The sequence below is a fragment of the Haloarcula sp. NS06 genome, from assembly GCF_051122755.1.
Lineage (GTDB): Archaea > Halobacteriota > Halobacteria > Halobacteriales > Haloarculaceae > Haloarcula.
Genome location: NZ_CP184844.1, coordinates 1,105,128 through 1,123,263 on the forward strand (window position 1 = coordinate 1,105,128; position 18,136 = coordinate 1,123,263).

Sequence of the window (18,136 nt, forward strand, 5' to 3'; positions counted from 1 at the left end):
AACCGTGGTCTGGTGGTCCGCCGCACGTTCGAACAGCGTCGCCCAAGTCATAGCAGGAGGCAGTGGCTGAACAGGCAAAAATCCGTGCCGTCTGTCGTCTGTCTGTCGCTTGTCTGACGGGCATTTATGCTTACCGATAGCATTCCACCGGTACGGGCGCGCTTCCACGGCTCCAGTGGATGTCGGTGACACTGCGTGCCATCCTATCCTCCCCAGGCGCGCCCGGACACCGCGATCCTCCCTTTCATATTCTACTCCCCCCGGCCTTCGTCGAAGACGGCGGGTGCTGTCGATTTAAAAGAGACTACGACGACGCGGGATGGCATCCCGGAATCTCAGGCAGACGCGTCGCCCCGGAGCGTCGCTCGAATGTCGTCCAGCCCGCCGGGATCAGCCATGATCGCGACACTGTCGCCGGGTTCGATTTCGGTCTGTGGGAGCGGAATCGTCATGGGTTCGTGGTCCGTGCCGTGTGCGTAGATGTGCGCGTCGCCGGGAAGGTCCACCTCAACAACCCGTTTCCCGATGAACGGGGAACCGTCGGGAATGCGGATACTGGCGACCGAGAGTTGTTCGGTCAGGTCAGCGAGGACGTTGAAGTCACCGCCCAGTAGTGCCGTCTTCGCGCCGGCCGCGCCGAGTCGCTCGGGGTAGATTATCTCGTCCACGTCAGCGGCGTACTTCTCGTAGATTTCCTCGCGGTAGTCGGCGTCGATCCGCAGGACGGTCCGACAGCCGAACTCCTTGCCGATCATACAGGCGGTGAAATTCGTGTTCAGATCGCCCGTGAGACCACCGATAGCGTCCGCACTTTCGATGCCGGCATCGACAAGGACGCTCTCCTCGTTGCCGTCACCCTGGATTGTCTCGAATCCGGTTTCCGTGGCCCGTTCGAACTTCACAGGGTCGTTATCGACGATAACGACTTCGTGACCCTCGCTCTGCAGAATCCGTGCGGTCCGGATGCCGACGCGGCCATAGCCAACGATAACGAACTTCATGGACTACGGTACGACGGCCACCATTAAAAATGTGAACGGGTGACAGGGTGGTGCGGGTTAGGCTTCTGTCGTCGCGTTTTCTTCAGTCGCGTTGTCCGTTTCGTCAGTCTCGTCCGTTGACTGCTCTTCGGTCTCGTTCACTGGCGGTTCTTCCGTCTCGTTTTCGGGCGGCTCTTCGGTTTCGTCTACTGGTGGTTCCTCGGTCTCGTCCGCGGTCGGCTCCCCGGTCTCGTTCGCTGGTGGCTCCTCGGTTTCGTCTGCTGGTGGTTCCTCAGTCTCGTTCGCGGGCGGCTCTTCAGTTTCGTTCTCTGCCGGCTCTTCGGTTTCGTTAACCGGTGGTTCTTCAGTTTCGTTCGCTGGCGGTTCCTCGGTCTCGTTCGCTGGCGGCTCTTCAGTCTCGTTCGCTGGCGGCTCTTCAGTCTCGTTCTCTGCCGGCTCTTCGGTCTCGTTTTCGGTCGGCTCTTCAGGTACATCGATAGCAGACTCGATGGTAATCTCGGCGAACGCACCGTCATCGCGCGTGAAGACGCTGTGGGTGTACGTATCCAGCTCGATATCAGTCGTGTCGACTGTGAACGTCACGTCCGTGGATTCGTTCGCGTCAAGGGTCACGGACTCAGAGGCGAGCGGCTGGCCACCCAGTCGGAACTCGACGGTTTGTGTCGTGTTGAAGCCGTTCGGGTTGGTGACGGTCGCGTTGACGGTGACGTTGTCACCGGCAGTGACGTTCGTCGGCGCGTCGAGGCTATCCAGCGTGAACGAATCGGAGACGGTAACGGGAGCGACCTGCCCATCATCGCTGGTGAAGACACCGTGGCGGTAGTCCCCAGGTTCGATGTCCGTCGTGTCCGCGGAGAACTGGACGGTTGCGCTCTCGTTGGGCGCAAGCGTGACCAGCGTCCGGTCGACAACAGCTCCATCGAACCGGAACGCCACGGATTCAGTCACCGAGGTGTTCTCGTTGTTCGTGACCGTCGCAGCCACGTCAGCAGTCGAGTTCGGGGCGACGCTCTGCGGTGCGGTCAGGGAGTCGACGGTGACTCCTGTGTTCCCTGCCTGTTCCAACGGCGATTCCTGTTGCGCTGTCACGCCCGGTACAGCCCCGACCTGTGCGGTGAGGCCGCCGACGACGAGTAGCGCAGCGAAAACGGCGAGTGTGCGAGTGTTTATCATAATTTGGTTCTGGAATGATCGGACGACAATGCGAACGATTCGACGGGTGAGTAACACATAAACCGGCGAGACAGTTCAATAGAATATAACCACCTGCTAAGTCAGCCCCCTGTTACCGCCGGATCGGGAAAGTAAGACTGACCGACACTTACCCAGTATTAAATTGTTTTGCTGGTGATTAAGCTCTTGACAGAGAGGAGGCAAGATGGTCTGAGAAGGCGGAAAGCGGCCGTTGGTGTCGGTCAGTGCGAATAGCTGTGTCACCACTGGATACACATACGCCCGTCCCAGCGACCCGACCGCATCGGGCGAAGGGTGCTACCACACCCGTGGCGCCGCCCTTTCGACACCGGTTTACCCGTCGACAGTAGAGGATGCGATGACCATGCGCGTGACGTTTCTCGGGACGAGTGGGGCCGTGCCGACGACCCAGCGCAACACGAGCAGCATCTTCGTCAACCGCGACGGCGATTACCTCCTCTTCGACTGCGGCGAGGGCACACAGCGACAGATGATGCGCTTTGGCACCGGCTTCGCTATCGACCACCTGTTCGTCACGCATCTCCACGGCGACCACGTCCTCGGGATTCCGGGGCTGCTCCAGACGTGGGATTTCAACGAGCGCGAGCGCCCCATCGCCATCCACGCACCGGCGGGCACGCGCGGGAACATCAAACAGCTCATTCAGGCCAACGGGACGACGCCTTCGTTTCCCGTCCGCATCAACGAAGTGTCGGCCGGCGACGTAGTCCTCGATCGGTCGGAGTACGAGATTCGGGCAATTGAGACGGCCCATCGCTGTGCTAGCGTTGGGTATGTCCTCGACGAGGACGACCGGAAAGGGAAGTTCGACAGGGAGAAAGCCGAGGAGGAGTTCGGCATCCCGCCGGGGCCGAAGTACTCCAAGCTCCACCGCGGTGAGGCCGTCGAACACGAAGGTGAGACTATCCAACCAGAGGCTGTCGTCGGTCCGGCCCGCCCCGGCCGGCGATTCGTCTACACCGGCGATACGCTGCCGACGGAGAACGTCATCGAGGCGAGTGAGGACGCGGACCTGCTCGTCCACGACGCTACCTTCGCCGAGGACCGGAAAGAGCGAGCGAAGGCGACGGCGCACTCAACCGCCCGGGAAGCCGCCGACGTGGCGCGACAGGCCGGCGCGTCAACGCTGGCGCTGACCCATATTTCGACGCGCTACGCCGCGAGCGCCGACGAGCTAGTCGACGAAGCCCAGGACGCGTTCGACGGCGAGGTCGTGCTCGCCGAAGACGGGATGGAGCGCCGCGTCGAGTTCCCGGACGCGGACGAGTACTGATGAGATAGTGCAGCATTTATTCCTCGAAGCGATAACGAAGCCATGACACACAGATTAGTCCACGTCGGTCTGGGGGGCCAGGGGTCCACCTGGGCAACAGACGCGATTCCGCCGAACGTTCACGACGACCGAATCGAGGTCGTCGCCGCGGTCGATACCGACCCGGAACGACACGAACTGGCCGAGCGGGAACTCGGACTGTCGCCCGAGGAGTGCTACACCGACCTCGAAACCGCGCTCTCGGAGCGGCCGGCCGATATCTGTTCTATCGTGACACCGCCGTCGACCCACGAGGCCGTCGTGGAGACGGCACTCGCCCACGACCTGCATATCATCTCGGAGAAGCCAATTGCTGATACACTGGAAGCGTCGGTCCGTGTCGCCGAGAAGGTCGAGGAAGCCGGCAAGAAGATGGGCGTCACGATGAGCCACCGGTTCGACCGGGACAAGACGACGTTCCGCCGGGCCGTCGAGGAAGCCGGCGACATCGATTATCTGACGGCCCGGTACACGGGCAACGTCCGCGAGCGCGGCTTCTACGCCGACTACGTCTACGAGATGGACAATATGCTCCTGCTCGACGGCGCAATTCACCACCTCGATATCCTCGCGTCGCTGGCCGATTCGCCCTGCGAGCGGGTGTACGCCGAGACGTGGACGCCGGAGGAAGCAGACTACGACGGTGACTGCAGCGGCCTCGTGACGCTACACTTCGCCGACGGGACCCGCGCCCAGTACGAGGGCAGTTACGCCAACGCGACGACGCTGAACGGCTGGGGACACGAACAGTTCCGCGCCGAGTGTTCGGATCAGACGGTCCTCCTCGACCGCCGCGATGTCGAGCGGTTCCATGCCGACGCGTACGACACCGGAAACTTCGAGAGCATCGGCAAGGGCGACGGCAAGACGGTGCCGCTGGCCGAACGGCCCCACTGGAAGAACGCCTGGCTCATCGAGCAGTTCTGTGACTGGATCGACGGCGGCGAGCCGATGCCGACGAACGTCGACAGCGTCCTCCAGTCGATGGCCATCGTCTTCGCCGCCATCGAGAGCAGCGAGACCGGCGAGGCCGTTGACGTGCAGGCGCTGCTCGACGACGCCCGCGCGAACGCCTGATTTCAGGCGCTACGCCGATTCACCCCGGAACACGTCACCGCGGGGCTCGTACTCCATCTCATCACAGACAGTTTCGGCCACATCCGCGCCCCACTCGCGTTCGACGAGGTGGACGGCGAGGTCTAGCCCGGACGTGACACCGCCACAGGTTAGAACATCGCCGTCGTCGACGACCCGGGCGTCAACCACCGTCGCATCGGTCGCTCGCAGGTCCTCGATTGCGCCGCCATGTGTCACTGCGGGTCGACCCTTGAGCAAGCCGGCCCGGGAGAGAACCATCCCGCCGGTACAGACGCCGGCGACAGTCGTACCCCGGTCGTGTGCCGCTGCGACAGCGTCGGGCAGGTCCCCGCGTTCGGTCTCCGTCCAGACGCCGGCCTCGCTTCGGTCGTTCCACCCGCCGCCGGCCACGACAAGCAGGTCTGGGGTCACGTCGGCGAGCGGGCCGTCGGGTTCGACCCGGAGTCCGTGGCTCGCAGTGACCGTGTCCGACTCGCTCACCGAGCGAAGCGTCACATCCCACGATGCGCCAAAGCGCGCCGCGTTCTCGAACACCTCGTAGGGCCCGATGGCGTCCAGTTCGTCGAACCCGTCGAAACAGGCGATTGCAACAGTGTCCATGCCCATAACACGGCTGACAGCGAGAAATAGCCCGGTGGCTTCGAGGGACTCGGTACCACCTGACAGGTATTCGGAGTGTTCTTTGGGAGCGACGCCGAGCGAATAGGTATGTCCCACCCGTTTCACATCGTCGACGTGTTCGCACAGGAGCGATACGCCGGGAACCAACTCGCCGTCGTGACCGACGCCGGCGACCTCCACGAGGACGAAATGCAGGCCATCGCCGCCGAGATGAACTACTCCGAGACGACGTTCGTTACTGGCGAGCCGACCGACGGTGCGTGGCCGGTCCGCATCTTCACTCCCGCCGCCGAGATACCCTTCGCCGGCCACCCGACCCTCGGAACGGCACAAGTCATCCGGGACCACCTGGCCGACGGGAACCCCGAAACAGTGACGCTGGACTTGCCCGTCGGTGAAGTCCCGGTCGAAGTGCGAGAGCGCGACGGGCGCGAAACCCTGTGGATGACGCAACAGGCCCCCGAGTTCGGCGAGCAGTTGGCCCACGAGGACCTCGCCGCCGTGCTCGGTCTGCCGGCTGACCGACTGGACCACGACTGGCCAGTCGAAATCGTCTCCACGGGGCTGGCGACGATTGTCGTCCCGGTGGCCGACCGCGAGGCGCTGGAAGCCATCGACCTGGACCGGGACGCCTACGACGCCGTGACCGGCGACCGAGAGGCAAAGAACGTACTCGCCGTCTGCCGAGAGCCCCGAAGCGACGACAACGATCTCGCCGTCCGCGTGTTCGCGCCGTTCTACAACGTCCTGGAGGACCCCGCGACAGGCTCCTCGAACGGCTGCCTGGCCGCGTATCTCGCCCGCCACGAGATGCTCGGCAGCCCTGCCGTCGAGGCCCGTGTCGAGCAGGGCTACGAGATGGGGCGACCGTCGCTATTGCATCTCTCCACTGACGGTAGCGGCGAGGATATCAGCGTCCGGGTCGGCGGCAGCGTCGTTCCCGTCGCTCGCGGCGACCTGCTGTAAGCGGCCGCGATAGCTGGGTTACCGGCACACTCATTTCGCCCCGTCCATAACGCCGCGGCATGGACCTTGCACACACCGCGATCTGCGTTTCGGACCTCGACCGAGCGATGGCATTCTACGACGCGCTGGGCTTCGAGGAGACCAACCGCTTCACGCTCGACGGCGTCGATAACGTCTACCTCGGCCGGGACGGCGACGGTGATCTGCAACTGCGCCACGACCCCGACCGGACCACCCCGGTCGCGCCGAACCGCGCCGACGTGGACCACATCGCGTTCACCGTTGATGATGTTGAGGAAACCTTCGAGACAGCCATCAACGCCGGCGCTGCGCCGGTGCTCGAACCGACACAGATTGATGCTGCCGATGCCTTCGCCGCCTTCGTCGAGGACCCCGAAGGGTACACGCTGGAGTTCTACCGCTGGCTCTGAGTAACGGCATCCGTAGGAACGAGCAGGTGATGGTCACCCGAACAGGGAGCGAGCGCGACTGCGCCACAGCGTTGCCGTCCGGGCGGCGACGAGTCGGGCCGGTGTGGACACGGCGACAAGGAAGCCGCCGAAGCCGACGAGACACGTCGCGGCGGCCAGGCTAGCAACGACAATCGGGGAGAGGCCGGCACGGGTGAGGCCGGCGACCGTTCCGGTCGTGAGTGCGAACGAGACGCCGAGGCCGACGGTGAGGGCTGCCGCCACCCTGGGTTCGATCGGAATCCGTCCGAAGACAGACCGGGAGTAGTAGAGGACGTACCCGAAGATGACCAGATTCATCACGGCGTATCCGGCGGCCCCGGCGACCGCTCCGAACTCCGCACCAAATATCGCTGGGACTGGAACGCTGAACACCAGTCCGTAGAGCTTCGTGCGAAAGCTCACGCTCGGTTTCCCGACACCCTCGATGGCGTGTGAGGTGAGCGTCCAGAAACCCCGAAGGATGTTCACGCCACCGACGAGCAGGACGGTCGCCGAGAAGACGGTCTCCGAACCGGCGAAGGCGATCCGCGCGACCACGTCGTGGGCGGCCAGCAAGTAGCCGAAGACAACGAAGGTGACACCCGTCCCGCCGGTGACCGCGCCGTCGAGATATGCGAGCTGCATATCGCCAGCGGAGGAATCCCCACTGACCTTCGTGAGCAGCGGGGAGGAGAGCCGCCAAGAAATCGTCGCGCCGAAGTCGGCGAACCGGTCGGCGGCCTCGTAGATGCCGACGGCCGCCGGGGTCGCGACGATGCCCAGCACGTACACCGGCATATTGTACGACAGGCGGTCGAAGACCTGGTCCGGGACACTCCACTTGGCGAAGTGCCACGCGCGTTCGGCGGCGTGTCGGCCCGGCAACGTCGGGACAACGCCCAACGCGACGGCAACGGGGACGAGCACTGCCAGCCGAACCCCAGCGACAACGAGCAGCAAATCGCCAGCGGTCGCCAGTGTCGAGGCCAGCGCCAGCAAGATGACGAGTTGGATAGCGCTCTGCGTACTGGTAAGCCATGTTTCCACGCTCGGATAGCCGATGGCACCGACTAAACTCGTCACAATCATCGACAGCGCGACCGCGAGGGCGTACAGTCCGACAGGGGCGAGCAGTCCCGGTGACACCACCGTATTGCGGACGATGACACCGGCCAGCGCAGCCACGGCCACACCGGCGATGAGGAGATAGCCGAGGGCGAATAGCAGTGCCAGTCCGAGGTACGGGCCGACGGCTTCGCCCCGTTCGCTGCCGACCTTCTGCAGCGTCTGGCTGATGCCCCGAATCGGGCGGAGGATGAGCGAGACCGAGATGCTGATGAAAAAATACGTGCCGGTCGCCCCGGGCGACGTGACGAATGCGTAGACGATGCCGCTGAGAACGAACAGCGTCGTCGAGAGCAACGCTCCACTGGTCGTCCGAATCGAGGAGTCCAGCAGGTCTATTTCGTCACCGTCGCGCTGTTCGACCATCGACCAAGTATCAGTGCTGGGGGCGTGAAAACGGTGGGGTGGGTCGATGGGGAGAGACGCACCGATGTGCCAGAAGCGGGCGCTCCTCACTCGCAGTCAGTCGCAGAAGACGCCCGCTCACGGTTCACTTCGTTCACCGTTTGCGTTTTCCGAGGTTCTCACGTCGTTCGAACCTCGCTACGCCAGGACAGGGATTTGAACAGATGGTAGACGTTCCGGGCGTGTGGCCTCCACTTCGTTCGGCCGTTCCGGGGCTGCGACTACCGTGCTCAAATCCCAGTTGTCAGCGTTTCACGACTGCTGGCTCGGTCGTCGCTGTCGCTCCTCACTCGCAGTCAGTCGCAGAAGACGCCAGGACTGGGATTTGAACCCAGAATCCCGAAAGGGAACACGCTTTCCAGGCGTGCGCCTTACCGTTCGGCCATCCTGGCACGTACTTCAAGAGTGCGAGGGCGGGCGATTAAGGGCTTTCGTTTCCGAACAGCCGGGGTTGCATACGGTATGAGGCGAGCGTCGCCCCGACACCGACGGCGACAGCGACACCAGCTTTGGCCGATATCGACACCGGCGTCCCGGCCAGCAGTTCGTAGCCCTGGATGAGAACCAGAAACGCGAGGGTCCCAACGACGCCCCACAGAAGGCTACCCTTCGTTCGTGGGTCCATCAGCTCTCCCCGCTCCGTGCTGTTGTGTCGGCAGGTACTGTACGTGCAGACCATCGCATACACAAAATGGTGGTCGCTGCGACTAAAACATCGCCGGAATCAGAGCAGGAGCGTGACGAGCGCCAACACGAGGAAGATGACGATGAGGAACTTCGCGACGCGGAAGCTCAGCCCGGCGATGCCACGGAACCCGGCAATCCCAGCGACGACGGCGAGAATCACCAAGACGACCGCGTAGTACAACAGCCCGCCACCGGACTGCAGCGGCACGGTCACAGTCGATGGCGCAGCGAACGGGAGTGCTACCATCCAGACCACCGGTTACGGGGATGTCGAGAGATCTGGAGCACAGTACTAGCGTGCAGCGATGCCAGTGATGACATATACACCTGTTCCGGCCGTTGCAGCGCCAGTGTTGTGCTTGCGAGGGCGAGACAGTGTGCAGTGGAACCGGTCAGAAACGGTCCCGTTGGGTTGCGATGACGCGGGCGTTGATAGGTCAGGCCCTATTGGTCCAGCAGGGCCTTCATATGCAGGCCATCTGGTGTCTCGGGCGGAGCAGTCAGACGAGCACGTCGACCTCGTACCCTTCGTCGGTGAGCGCGTCGATGAGTTCGTCGACGTGGTCGTGGCCGCGGGTCTCAAGGTCCAGTTCGACCTCGGCCGAACTCATCGCCACGTCGCGACTGGTCCGGTCGTGCTCGATGCCGTAGATGTTGACCTGCTCGCGTGACAGGACCTCGACGAGTTCTTCCAGCGCGCCGGGGCGGTCCTGAAGGACGGTTCGGATTTTGAGATAGCGACCGGTCTCGACGAGGCCGCGCATAATGACGTTGGTCAACATGTTCAGGTCGATATTCCCGCCACACAGCGCGGGGACGATCGTCTCGTCGTCCTCGAAGTCGAACTTCTCCTCCATGACAGCAGCCAGCGCAACGGCACCCGCGCCCTCAGCAAGCGTTTTCGAGCGCTCTAACAGCGTCGTCAGCGCGACAGCGATTTCCGAGTCTGACACCGTCACGACCTCGTCAACGCGATCGCTGATGACGTCGAACGTCTGCTCGCCGACAGTACGGGTGGCGATGCCGTCGGCGATGGTCTCGACACTATCACGCTCGATGCGGTGGCCCTTCTCCAGGGATTCGGCCACGCTGGAGGCCCCCTCGGCTTGCACGCCGATGACGCGGATGCGTTCGTCCTTGCCTTTGAGCGCTGTGGCGATGCCGCTGATGAGCCCGCCGCCGCCGATAGGAACGACGACCGTATCAACGCCGGGGAGATCCTCGTAGATCTCCAGTCCGATGGTCCCCTGTCCCGCCATTACTTTCTCGTCGTCGAAGGCGTGGACGTAGGTTCGGCCCTCCTCGCGTTCGAGTTCGTGGGCGTGTTCGGCGGCTGCGTCGTAGTCCCGGCCGTGGAGGACCACGTTGCCGCCGTAGCTCCGGGTCGCCTTCACTTTCGAAACCGGGGCTCGTTCCGGCATCACGATCTTCGAATCAACGCCGATTCGCGTGGCGGCCAGCGCGACCCCCTGAGCGTGGTTGCCGGCACTCGCTGTGACGACACCAGCCTCCCGTTCAGCGTCTGAGAGCGACGCGATACGGTTGGTCGCACCCCGTATTTTGAACGACCCCGTGCGCTGGAACAGTTCGAGTTTGAGATGGATATCCGCGCCCGTCATCGCGGAAAACGTGTGCGAGTAATCAAGCGGTGTGTGTCTGGCCGTCTCGGAGACGGTGTCCTGTGCCGCGAGGACATCCTCAAATGAGAGCATGCGAGTGGCTATTCACCGGACCATGTTATACTGTGGGCCGACTATGCAGTCTCGGCAGATGTTACAGTTGCAACTACACGGGTAGTGGCCTGAAACGGAAAGGGGGAGCGTGTGACTGCACGCGGGAGAACGAACGCGATTGACTTAAATCCCGTCGTAGCGCGGTGAAAGTGAAAGTGCAAGACAGCATCCGGGTAGAGTTGCGCACCGCTACTGCTCGTCACAGGACGCGACCGTCGGCTAGCCGGACAGAACTGTTTTACACTCGGTATCCCAGAACGTAGTAGATGGATACCTGGCTGCGACGGACGCTATTGTATATCGTCGCGCTTGGCGGCATCATTCTGGGGTATGCGTTTGCATACGACTACGGAATGGTGGCGTTTGAAAACGATCCGCAACCGTTCCTGCGGTCGCTTCGCGTCGTGGTCGAAACGTTCACCACGACCGGGTACGGCTCGGACGCACCATGGAGCACCACGGAGATGCGGCTGCTCGTCATCGTGATGGATATCACCGGCGTCGTGCTCATTTTCCTCGCACTTCCGGTGTTGCTGTTTCCGCTGTTCGAAGAGGCGATGGCGACGAAAGCTCCGAACACCGTCGAGAACGGCCTCAGCGATCATGTCGTTATCTGTCAGTTCTCCCCCGCGGTGAAACGCTCGTCACCGAACTCGACACCTGGGACGTTGACTACGTCATCGTCGAACCAGACCGGGACCGGGCTAACGACCTCTATGAAGACGGGTACTATGTCATCCACGCCGACCCACAGTCCGTCGATGGACTCGAACGAGCCCATCTGTCATCCGCCCGCGCACTGGTCGCTGACGCGTCCGACCAAGTCAACACCAGTATCATCCTCACTGCCCGCGAGGTCGACGAGTCCGTCCAGACCGTCAGCGTTGTCAAGGAGCCCGACCGCGCGAAGTACCACGACCTCGCCGGCGCCGACGCCGTCCTATCGCCGCGCGGACTGCTCGGCGAGAGCCTCGCGAGCAAGGTGACGACCGGCGTCTCGACGACGCTCGGGGACTCGATAGAGATCGGCGAGGACTTCGACATCGCCGAACTGCCAATCCACCGCGGGAGCGATCTCGTCGGAACGACGCTGGCCGACAGCGGCATCCGCGAGGAGACCGGCGTCAATGTCATCGGCGCGTGGTTCCGTGGCCAGTTCGTGAGTCCGCCCGACCCCGACGCCGAGCTTGACGGTAGTACAGTCCTACTGGTGTCGGGGACTGAGTCCCAACTGGAGCAGCTCAAACAGCTGACCCTCTCCAGCGTGCGTGGCTTCCGCCGCGGAGAGACGGTAATCATCGGTGCCGGCGAGGTCGGCCAGACGATCACGTCAGCGCTTACGAACGCCGGGGTGCCGCATACGGTGCTTGATCAGACCGACGCACAGGGCGTCGATGTCGTCGGCGACGCGACAGATCCCGAAGAGCTACGACACGCTGGCGTTGGCACAGCCAGAACGGTTATTCTCGCCCTGTCGGAGGACACCGATACCGAGTTCGCGACACTTGTCATCCGTGACCTCAACCCGGACGTCGAAATCATCGCCCGTGCCGAGGAAAGCGAGAACGTCCAGAAAATGTACCGGGCGGGCGCTGACTACGTCCTTGCGCTGTCAACGGTCAGCGGCCGGATGCTTGCCTCCACAATTCTCGAAGACGAGGACGTTATCTCGATGGACCAGCAAGTCGAGGTCATCCGCGTCGCCGCTAACGGCCTCGGAAATACGACGATCGGCGAGGCCGATGTCCGCTCACGGACAGGCTGTACAGTCGTCGCCATCGAGCGCAACGGCGCCGTCATCACCGACCTCGGTCCTGACGTGACTATCGAACCGAGCGATAAGCTCGTCATCGCCGGCACCGACGACGGCGTGACGCGGTTCAAGTCGGTGTTTGGCTAACCACCTTTTTCAGCGTCGGGTCGCCTTCGGCGACCACTCCTCGAAAAACGTGGGCGAAAAAAGCGCGAATCGCCTCGCGATTCGCGTGAAACCGCGACCAAGGCCGCGGTATGCTCGTCTCGCTTCCCTTCTTCGCCTTCGCAAGCGGCCACGCGGTAGTAACAGGTTAGTGACGACTGACAGCGGGGGCGTCCTACCGCTCGTCCAGCGGCACGAACTCCGTCTCGTCGGTGTTCTTGCCGACGTAGCGGGCGCGGGGTCGGATCAGGCGGTTGTCCTCGATGTACTCGAAGACATGGGCGACCCAGCCACCGACCCGGGACATCGCGAAGATGGGGGTGTAAATGTCGATGGGGATACCCATCTGGTAGTAGGTCGACGCCGAGTAGAAGTCGACGTTCGGGGCCAGTCCCTTCTCTTCCATGAGGTAGTCCTCGATGGTGGTCGACATCTCATACCACTTGAGCGTCCCGGCGGCCTCGCCGAGTTCCTTCGAGCGCTCGCCGAGAATCTTCGCGCGCGGGTCCTTGACGTTGTAGACGCGGTGGCCGAAGCCGGAGACGCGGCGGCCCTCGTCGAGGGCGTTCTTGACCCAGTCGAGCGGGTCAGATTCGGCGTCGTCGACCTCCTTTAGCATCTCCATAACGTCCTGATTCGCCCCGCCGTGCAGCGGTCCCTTCAGCGTCCCGATAGCGGAGGTGACCGCGCTGTGAACGTCCGACAGCGTCGACGCCGTCGTGATAGCCGAGAACGTCGAGGCGTTGAGGCCATGGTCTGCGTGGAGCACAAGCGCCTGGTCGAACACGTCGGCGAGCACGTCGTCCGGCTCCTCACCATTGAGCATGTAGAGGAAATTCGCCGCGTGGTCGAGGTCGTCGCGGGGTTCGACGGGTTCCTTGCCGTCGCGGATGCGCGTGAACGCCGCGATGATTGTCGGGATTTTAGCCGTGATCCGCCGTCCAGTTTCAAGATTGACCGTCTCGTCGGTCGGTTCGGCGTCCTCGGGCGCAGGGTCGAACGCCGAGAGCATCGACACCGCAGTCCGGAGCGCTGCCATCGGGTTCTCGTCCGCTTCGGCGAGCTGTCGCACGGTCGAGATGACATTGTCGTCCACGCCGCGTGCGTCCACCATTGCCTGCTTGAACTCGGAGAGCTCGTCCCGGTTCGGCAGGTGGCCGTGCCAGAGCAGGTACAGCACCTCTTCGTAGCTGGCACCCTTTGCGAGGTCCTCGATGGTGTACCCCCGATACACGAGTTTGCCAGCGTCGCCGTCGATAACGCTGAGTTCGGACTCGGCGACGATGACACCCTCGAGTCCCTTCTTGAGGTCGTCGGACATACGCAATCAGTTCCCTACCTTCCGGGAAAAACATTTTCTTTCTGAGCGTGTGTGGCACAATGTCAGAGAACAGTTATTGGACGACTGTCCAGCAGCTTCCCGTCAAATCCGGGCTGGTGTCCCAGCATATCACCCACACTTGTGTGCAAACGGCCAGTCACGACACATATCGGGGCGCGCTATCTCGCCACACAGTGAGGAACGTTTTTGCTCGGGGCCATCGAACCGGCGGCTATGGACCCGACAGGGACGGTCGAGTACGAACCGGTCAGCGTCAAGCAGGTGCTGGCCGAGATGAAAGACACTGCCGAGTTGCTCATTGACCTCTCGTATTCGGCTGTTCTGCTGGGTAGCGACGACGTGGCTGCGGAGGTGCTGGAATTAGAGGAGAAAATGGACGTGCTCCAGTTGCGCGCGCGCATGAGTCTCCTGATGGCCTGCCGGTCGACGGCGGACGCGGAATCGCTCGCCCCGGTTCTGGGGATGGTTGGGGCCGCTGAGAAGATCAGTGACGCCGCCGGCGACATCGCCAAAATAGTGCTAGAAGATATTGGCCTGCCGGATACAATGCGGGCGGCCCTGCCCGAGGCCGTCGAGACGCTCGTGCGGGCGACGATCGGTTCAGGCTCTCCGCTAGCCGATGAGACGTTGGGGAGCTTGAATCTCGAAACCGAGACGGGTGTCCGGGCGCTGGCGATCCGACGGCAGGGGAACTGGTTGCTCAACCCCGACCGGGAGACGCGCCTTGAAACGGGCGACGTGGCGCTGTTCCGGGGGCCGGAGGACGGTATCTCCGAAGTGTATCAGGACGCGATGGGCGAGGTGTACGAACCGCCGGAGCCACCGGAAGGAGGCGTTCGAGACCTCGAGCGGGCCGTTGACTCCATCGTGTTGATGAAAGACATGGGCGAACTGGCCGTCGACCTGGCCTACGGCGCGGTTCTGTTCGACAGCACGGAGGTCGCCGAGGAAGTCGTCGAACTCGAAGCCGAGGTCGATGCGCTGCAGTCACGGTTCGAGGCCTGGACGCTCCGGGCCGCCGCCGACATCGACGACCCAGTCTCCCTGCGGGGCCTCGTCCATCTGGCCCGGTCGACGGAGGTCGTCTCCGACGCCGCGCTGGAAATGAGCGAGGGTGTCCTGCGAGGGCTGTCGACGCATCCGGTCGTCGCTGAAGCTGTTCAGGAATCCGACGAGATCATCGTCCGAACGACGGTGTACCCCGATAGCGACCTTGCGGGGACGACCATCGGCGACGCGGAAGTTAAGACGGCGACGGGCATGCGGATCATCGCGATACGGCGCGGCGCCGGGGAGAGCGAGCGGACCGGCCGCGAGGGAGGCGACTGGGTCGTCTCACCGGGCCCGGAAACGCAGATTCAGACGGGCGACGTACTCATCGCAAAGGGGACTCGAACCGGCGGCGACCGGCTTACGGACCTAGCAAAGGACGCCTAGCTCTCTACTTGTCTGGCGAGTCGCACGGCCGATACGGCCGTGAACAGCGCTGTCAGCAGCCCACCAAGCGACGTCACGAGAACGAACGCCAGCGCCACGTAGAATCCAATCGGCCGCTGGGCCCCTGGCAGGACGAACAGGGCGAAGAGCCCCGCCGTGAACAGGCCAGCGAGCACAAAGCCGATTTTCGCGTTGCGTGGCACGTTCAGCGCCGCGACCATCGCCGCTTTGCCGCTCTGTGGCTCGGACTGGGACACAGCTGCCGATAGGGTCGGCGGCCCCAAGATGCCGTCGGTCCGGCGCAACTGTTGGCGAAATCCGAACCAGTAAAGGCTCCCAAGGCAAACGTGGGAACAATGGTTACTTTCGGTACGGCGACCGCCGCTCCCGGTGAGAAAGACACGGGGCGGCTGGAGGTCGGTGAGACCCGTGACGGGTCGACGTTCGGGCTACCGGTCGCCGTCGTCAACGGTGTCGACGACGGACGGACGCTCTACATACAGGCGGCCAGCGACGGTGACGAGCTGAACGGTGTCGGCGTCATCCAGCGGACGCTCCCACAGCTCGACCCGATGGAGCTATCGGGGACGATTCTGGTCTGTGGCGTCGTCAACTACCACGCGTTCCAGGTCGCCGAGCACCGCAACCCGGTCGACGACACGAAGATGAATCGGGCGTATCCGGGCGATAAAACAGGGACATCGAGCGAGCGCATCGCCGCGGCGACGTTCAACGCCGCCATCAGCGCTGATTACGTGCTCGACCTGCATCAGGGGTCGACCTCGCAGATGATCGACGAGGTGCGGGTCCGGTGTGGCACCCGGCATCGCCTCCACGAGGAGTGTCTCGAACTCGCGAAAGTGTTTGGCTGTGGCTACATCCTCGACCAGAAAGGTCCCGATGGACAGCTGGCTCGCGCTGCCCCTGACGAGGGCGTGCCAACAATCGACCCCGAACTCGGCGGCTGTGTCGGGTGGGACGAAAACTCCATCCAGCGCGGCGTCGACGGCATCTTCAACGTATTGCACTACTACGGCTTCCTCGATGGCCACCACGATACGCGCCCGCAGACCCGCGCTTCCGGGTTCGAACAGTACGGCTCTCCCGTCGGCGGCCTCATCGACCTCAAACCCGACCTCGGGGACCGCGTCGCCCGCGGCGAGACGCTGTTCGAAGTGACCGATGTGTTCGGCGATCCGAAGGCCGAAATCACCGCCGACTCCAGTGGCGTGTTCTGGCGTGCCCGCCGGCTCCCGCAGGTCGCGACCGGCGAGTACGTCTGCTCGGTCGGGACGAACATCGATACCTACTAGGACTCGCGTTTTTATCCGGGGGTTCGCGTGGCACAAAGCGCTGCGTATGCCCGCTCACAGACCTGCCTTTCCCCGTGGCGGCCGACGGAACGGCCGCCCGGCCGCCGCTCTGTTCGCTCCGCCGCGGCCACAGACACCGACTACTGTGGCCGGAGATGCCGCCGGTTTTTGAACGATGGGTGCTCCAGTGCATCTATGCGCACCTGTAGTGCCTGCGACCGGGAGTATCCGCGTGCAGAACCCTGGCGGTGTTCCTGCGGGGCACCGCTCGACTATGCCACGCAGCCGCTGCCCGATAGCCGACCGGGCCAGTTCTCACGGACCAGCGGCGTCTGGGACTTCGCCGAGTTCCTCCCGATGGATGAGCGAGTCAGCCTCGGCGAGGGCTGGACGCCGCTGGTCGACGCGCCCGAGTGGGACGCCACGTTCAAACTAGAGTATCTCCACCCGACGGGGAGTTTCAAGGACCGCGGCGCCGCGACGGTCATCGCCGAAGCGCTCGACGTCGGAACCGACCGCGTGCTCGAAGACTCCTCGGGCAACGCCGGGCTGGCGGTTGCGTCCTACGCGGCGCGGGCAGGGCTGGACGCGGAGATATACGTCCCCACGAGCGCGAAGGACGCAAAGGTTCGCCGCATCGAGCGGACTGGTGCGGACGTGGTTCCAGTTGAGGGGAGTAGAGAGTCCGTAACCGAAGCCTGTATCGACGCTGTAGAGAACGGGGCGGGCTGGTATGCCAGCCACGCCTGGAATCCTGCCTTCTTCGCCGGGACAGCGACAGCCGCCTACGAAATCGCCGCCCAGCGGGACTGGAGCGTTCCGGACGCCGTCGTCACGCCGCTCGGTCATGGGACGTTGTTTCTCGGCCTCTACCGCGGATTTCAGGCGCTGGAGCAAGCTGGATGGACGGACGCTATCCCGCGTATACTGGGAACGCAAGCGGTCGGGTACAGTCCCATCGCTGACGAAGAGGGGAATACACCCGATGACGCTGCCGCCAATGACCTCGCCGACGGGATCCACATCCGAGACCCGCCACGCGGCCGGCAAATACGGCACGCTATCAACGAGACCGAGGGTGCCGCCGTCGCCGTCTCCGCGGCGGCAACGGAGCGGGAACGAGATCGGCTCGGTGCAGCGGGGTTTCACGTCGAGCCGACGTGTGCGACGGCGACAGCGGCGCTACCCGAGTTCAGAGAGCGGGGAGAACTCCAGGACGGTGACGACGTGGTTGTCGCGTTGACCGGGCGAAACGACTAGCGCATCAACAGCGTCGATACTGGAAAGTCGGCATCAACGGAGAGCCACTGATCCTCTACATTTGTCGTGTCGACATCTGGCGCGTAGCAGATGAGTCGCTCGCTGCCGTCGGGACGGGAGCGTACCACGGCAGGCAGCGTTTCCTCGTCAGCGTCAGCCGCTGCCGTCACCTCGCTCGTCGACCGGGTATCGGAGTCCATGTTCCGATTCACGACAGGTGTTATTATTGTTACCTGTCGGTTATCGGGTGT

The 18,136-nt window shown here is 63.4% G+C and carries 17 protein-coding genes, 1 tRNA gene and 1 pseudogene; 8 read left to right on the forward strand and 11 right to left on the reverse strand.

Annotated features, from left to right (window positions below; translation table 11 throughout):
- Positions 1-335: 335 nt before the first annotated feature.
- Positions 336-1,001: a potassium channel family protein gene (locus ACODNH_RS09455; protein ID WP_306709661.1), complete on the reverse strand. Its 666-nt coding sequence runs from the start codon at positions 999-1,001 to the stop codon at positions 336-338.
- 57 nt (positions 1,002-1,058) lie between these two features.
- Positions 1,059-2,174: a hypothetical protein gene (locus tag ACODNH_RS09460; protein ID WP_434531286.1), complete on the reverse strand. Its 1,116-nt coding sequence runs from the start codon at positions 2,172-2,174 to the stop codon at positions 1,059-1,061.
- 379 nt (positions 2,175-2,553) lie between these two features.
- Here ACODNH_RS09460 and rnz point away from each other — a divergent pair, with 379 nt between their 5' ends.
- Together rnz and ACODNH_RS09470 are read left to right on the forward strand one after the other, a co-directional pair.
- Positions 2,554-3,489, forward strand: coding sequence for a ribonuclease Z (gene rnz / locus ACODNH_RS09465; RefSeq protein ID WP_306709665.1), 936 nt, complete (start codon positions 2,554-2,556; stop codon positions 3,487-3,489).
- 42 nt (positions 3,490-3,531) lie between these two features.
- The gene (locus ACODNH_RS09470) at positions 3,532-4,605 is read left to right on the forward strand and encodes a Gfo/Idh/MocA family protein (protein ID WP_306709667.1); all 1,074 of its coding nucleotides are present in this window, start codon (positions 3,532-3,534) and stop codon (positions 4,603-4,605) included.
- 9 nt (positions 4,606-4,614) lie between these two features.
- Here ACODNH_RS09470 and ACODNH_RS09475 read toward each other — a convergent pair whose 3' ends face one another.
- Positions 4,615-5,226, reverse strand: coding sequence for a DJ-1/PfpI family protein (locus tag ACODNH_RS09475; RefSeq protein WP_373567959.1), 612 nt, complete (start codon positions 5,224-5,226; stop codon positions 4,615-4,617).
- A 108-nt stretch (positions 5,227-5,334) separates the two neighbouring features.
- Here ACODNH_RS09475 and ACODNH_RS09480 point away from each other — a divergent pair, with 108 nt between their 5' ends.
- Positions 5,335-6,213: a PhzF family phenazine biosynthesis protein gene (locus ACODNH_RS09480; protein ID WP_306709672.1), complete on the forward strand. Its 879-nt coding sequence runs from the start codon at positions 5,335-5,337 to the stop codon at positions 6,211-6,213.
- A 59-nt stretch (positions 6,214-6,272) separates the two neighbouring features.
- On the forward strand, positions 6,273-6,644 hold the full coding sequence (locus ACODNH_RS09485) for a VOC family protein (RefSeq protein ID WP_306709674.1): 372 nt from the start codon (positions 6,273-6,275) through the stop codon (positions 6,642-6,644).
- A 33-nt stretch (positions 6,645-6,677) separates the two neighbouring features.
- Here the strand turns inward: ACODNH_RS09485 and ACODNH_RS09490 are convergent, their stop codons facing one another.
- From ACODNH_RS09490 to ilvA, 5 genes are all read right to left on the reverse strand, one after another.
- Complete coding sequence (locus tag ACODNH_RS09490; RefSeq protein ID WP_306709676.1) at positions 6,678-8,156, reverse strand: transporter; 1,479 nt, start codon at positions 8,154-8,156, stop codon at positions 6,678-6,680.
- A 349-nt stretch (positions 8,157-8,505) separates the two neighbouring features.
- Positions 8,506-8,587: transfer RNA gene (locus ACODNH_RS09495), tRNA-Ser, on the reverse strand.
- 29 nt (positions 8,588-8,616) lie between these two features.
- Positions 8,617-8,820, reverse strand: a complete 204-nt coding sequence (locus tag ACODNH_RS09500; protein WP_306709678.1) for a hypothetical protein — start codon at positions 8,818-8,820, stop codon at positions 8,617-8,619.
- 99 nt (positions 8,821-8,919) lie between these two features.
- The gene (locus tag ACODNH_RS09505) at positions 8,920-9,129 is read right to left on the reverse strand and encodes a DUF1328 family protein (protein WP_004590543.1); all 210 of its coding nucleotides are present in this window, start codon (positions 9,127-9,129) and stop codon (positions 8,920-8,922) included.
- A gap of 253 nt (positions 9,130-9,382) precedes the next feature.
- Entirely contained in the window at positions 9,383-10,594 is a 1,212-nt protein-coding gene (gene ilvA, locus ACODNH_RS09510; protein ID WP_306709680.1) for a threonine ammonia-lyase, read from the reverse strand.
- 287 nt (positions 10,595-10,881) lie between these two features.
- On the opposite strand from ilvA, the pseudogene ACODNH_RS09515 reads away from it, so the two are divergent.
- Positions 10,882-12,515: pseudogene (locus tag ACODNH_RS09515) on the forward strand (potassium channel family protein).
- 193 nt (positions 12,516-12,708) lie between these two features.
- Here the strand turns inward: ACODNH_RS09515 and citZ are convergent.
- On the reverse strand, positions 12,709-13,854 hold the full coding sequence (citZ, locus tag ACODNH_RS09520; RefSeq protein ID WP_306709686.1) for a citrate synthase: 1,146 nt from the start codon (positions 13,852-13,854) through the stop codon (positions 12,709-12,711).
- A 234-nt stretch (positions 13,855-14,088) separates the two neighbouring features.
- Between citZ and ACODNH_RS09525 the strand changes: the two genes are divergently transcribed.
- The gene (locus ACODNH_RS09525; protein WP_434531287.1) at positions 14,089-15,312 is read left to right on the forward strand and encodes a potassium channel family protein; all 1,224 of its coding nucleotides are present in this window, start codon (positions 14,089-14,091) and stop codon (positions 15,310-15,312) included.
- On the opposite strand, the gene ACODNH_RS09530 is transcribed toward ACODNH_RS09525, so the two are convergent.
- Positions 15,309-15,569, reverse strand: a complete 261-nt coding sequence (locus ACODNH_RS09530; protein WP_434531288.1) for a DUF7536 family protein — start codon at positions 15,567-15,569, stop codon at positions 15,309-15,311. The two genes, ACODNH_RS09525 and ACODNH_RS09530, sit on opposite strands and share 4 nt — an antisense overlap.
- 99 nt (positions 15,570-15,668) lie before the next feature.
- Here ACODNH_RS09530 and ACODNH_RS09535 point away from each other — a divergent pair, with 99 nt between their 5' ends.
- Entirely contained in the window at positions 15,669-16,625 is a 957-nt protein-coding gene (locus ACODNH_RS09535; RefSeq protein ID WP_306709690.1) for a succinylglutamate desuccinylase/aspartoacylase family protein, read from the forward strand.
- A gap of 195 nt (positions 16,626-16,820) precedes the next feature.
- The gene (locus tag ACODNH_RS09540) at positions 16,821-17,885 is read left to right on the forward strand and encodes a pyridoxal-phosphate dependent enzyme (protein ID WP_306709692.1); all 1,065 of its coding nucleotides are present in this window, start codon (positions 16,821-16,823) and stop codon (positions 17,883-17,885) included.
- Here ACODNH_RS09540 and ACODNH_RS09545 read toward each other — a convergent pair.
- Positions 17,882-18,085 (reverse strand): hypothetical protein, encoded by a 204-nt coding sequence (locus ACODNH_RS09545; RefSeq protein WP_306709694.1) that lies wholly within the window; start codon positions 18,083-18,085, stop codon positions 17,882-17,884. The two genes, ACODNH_RS09540 and ACODNH_RS09545, sit on opposite strands and share 4 nt — an antisense overlap.
- Between the last annotated feature and the right edge of the window lie 51 nt (positions 18,086-18,136).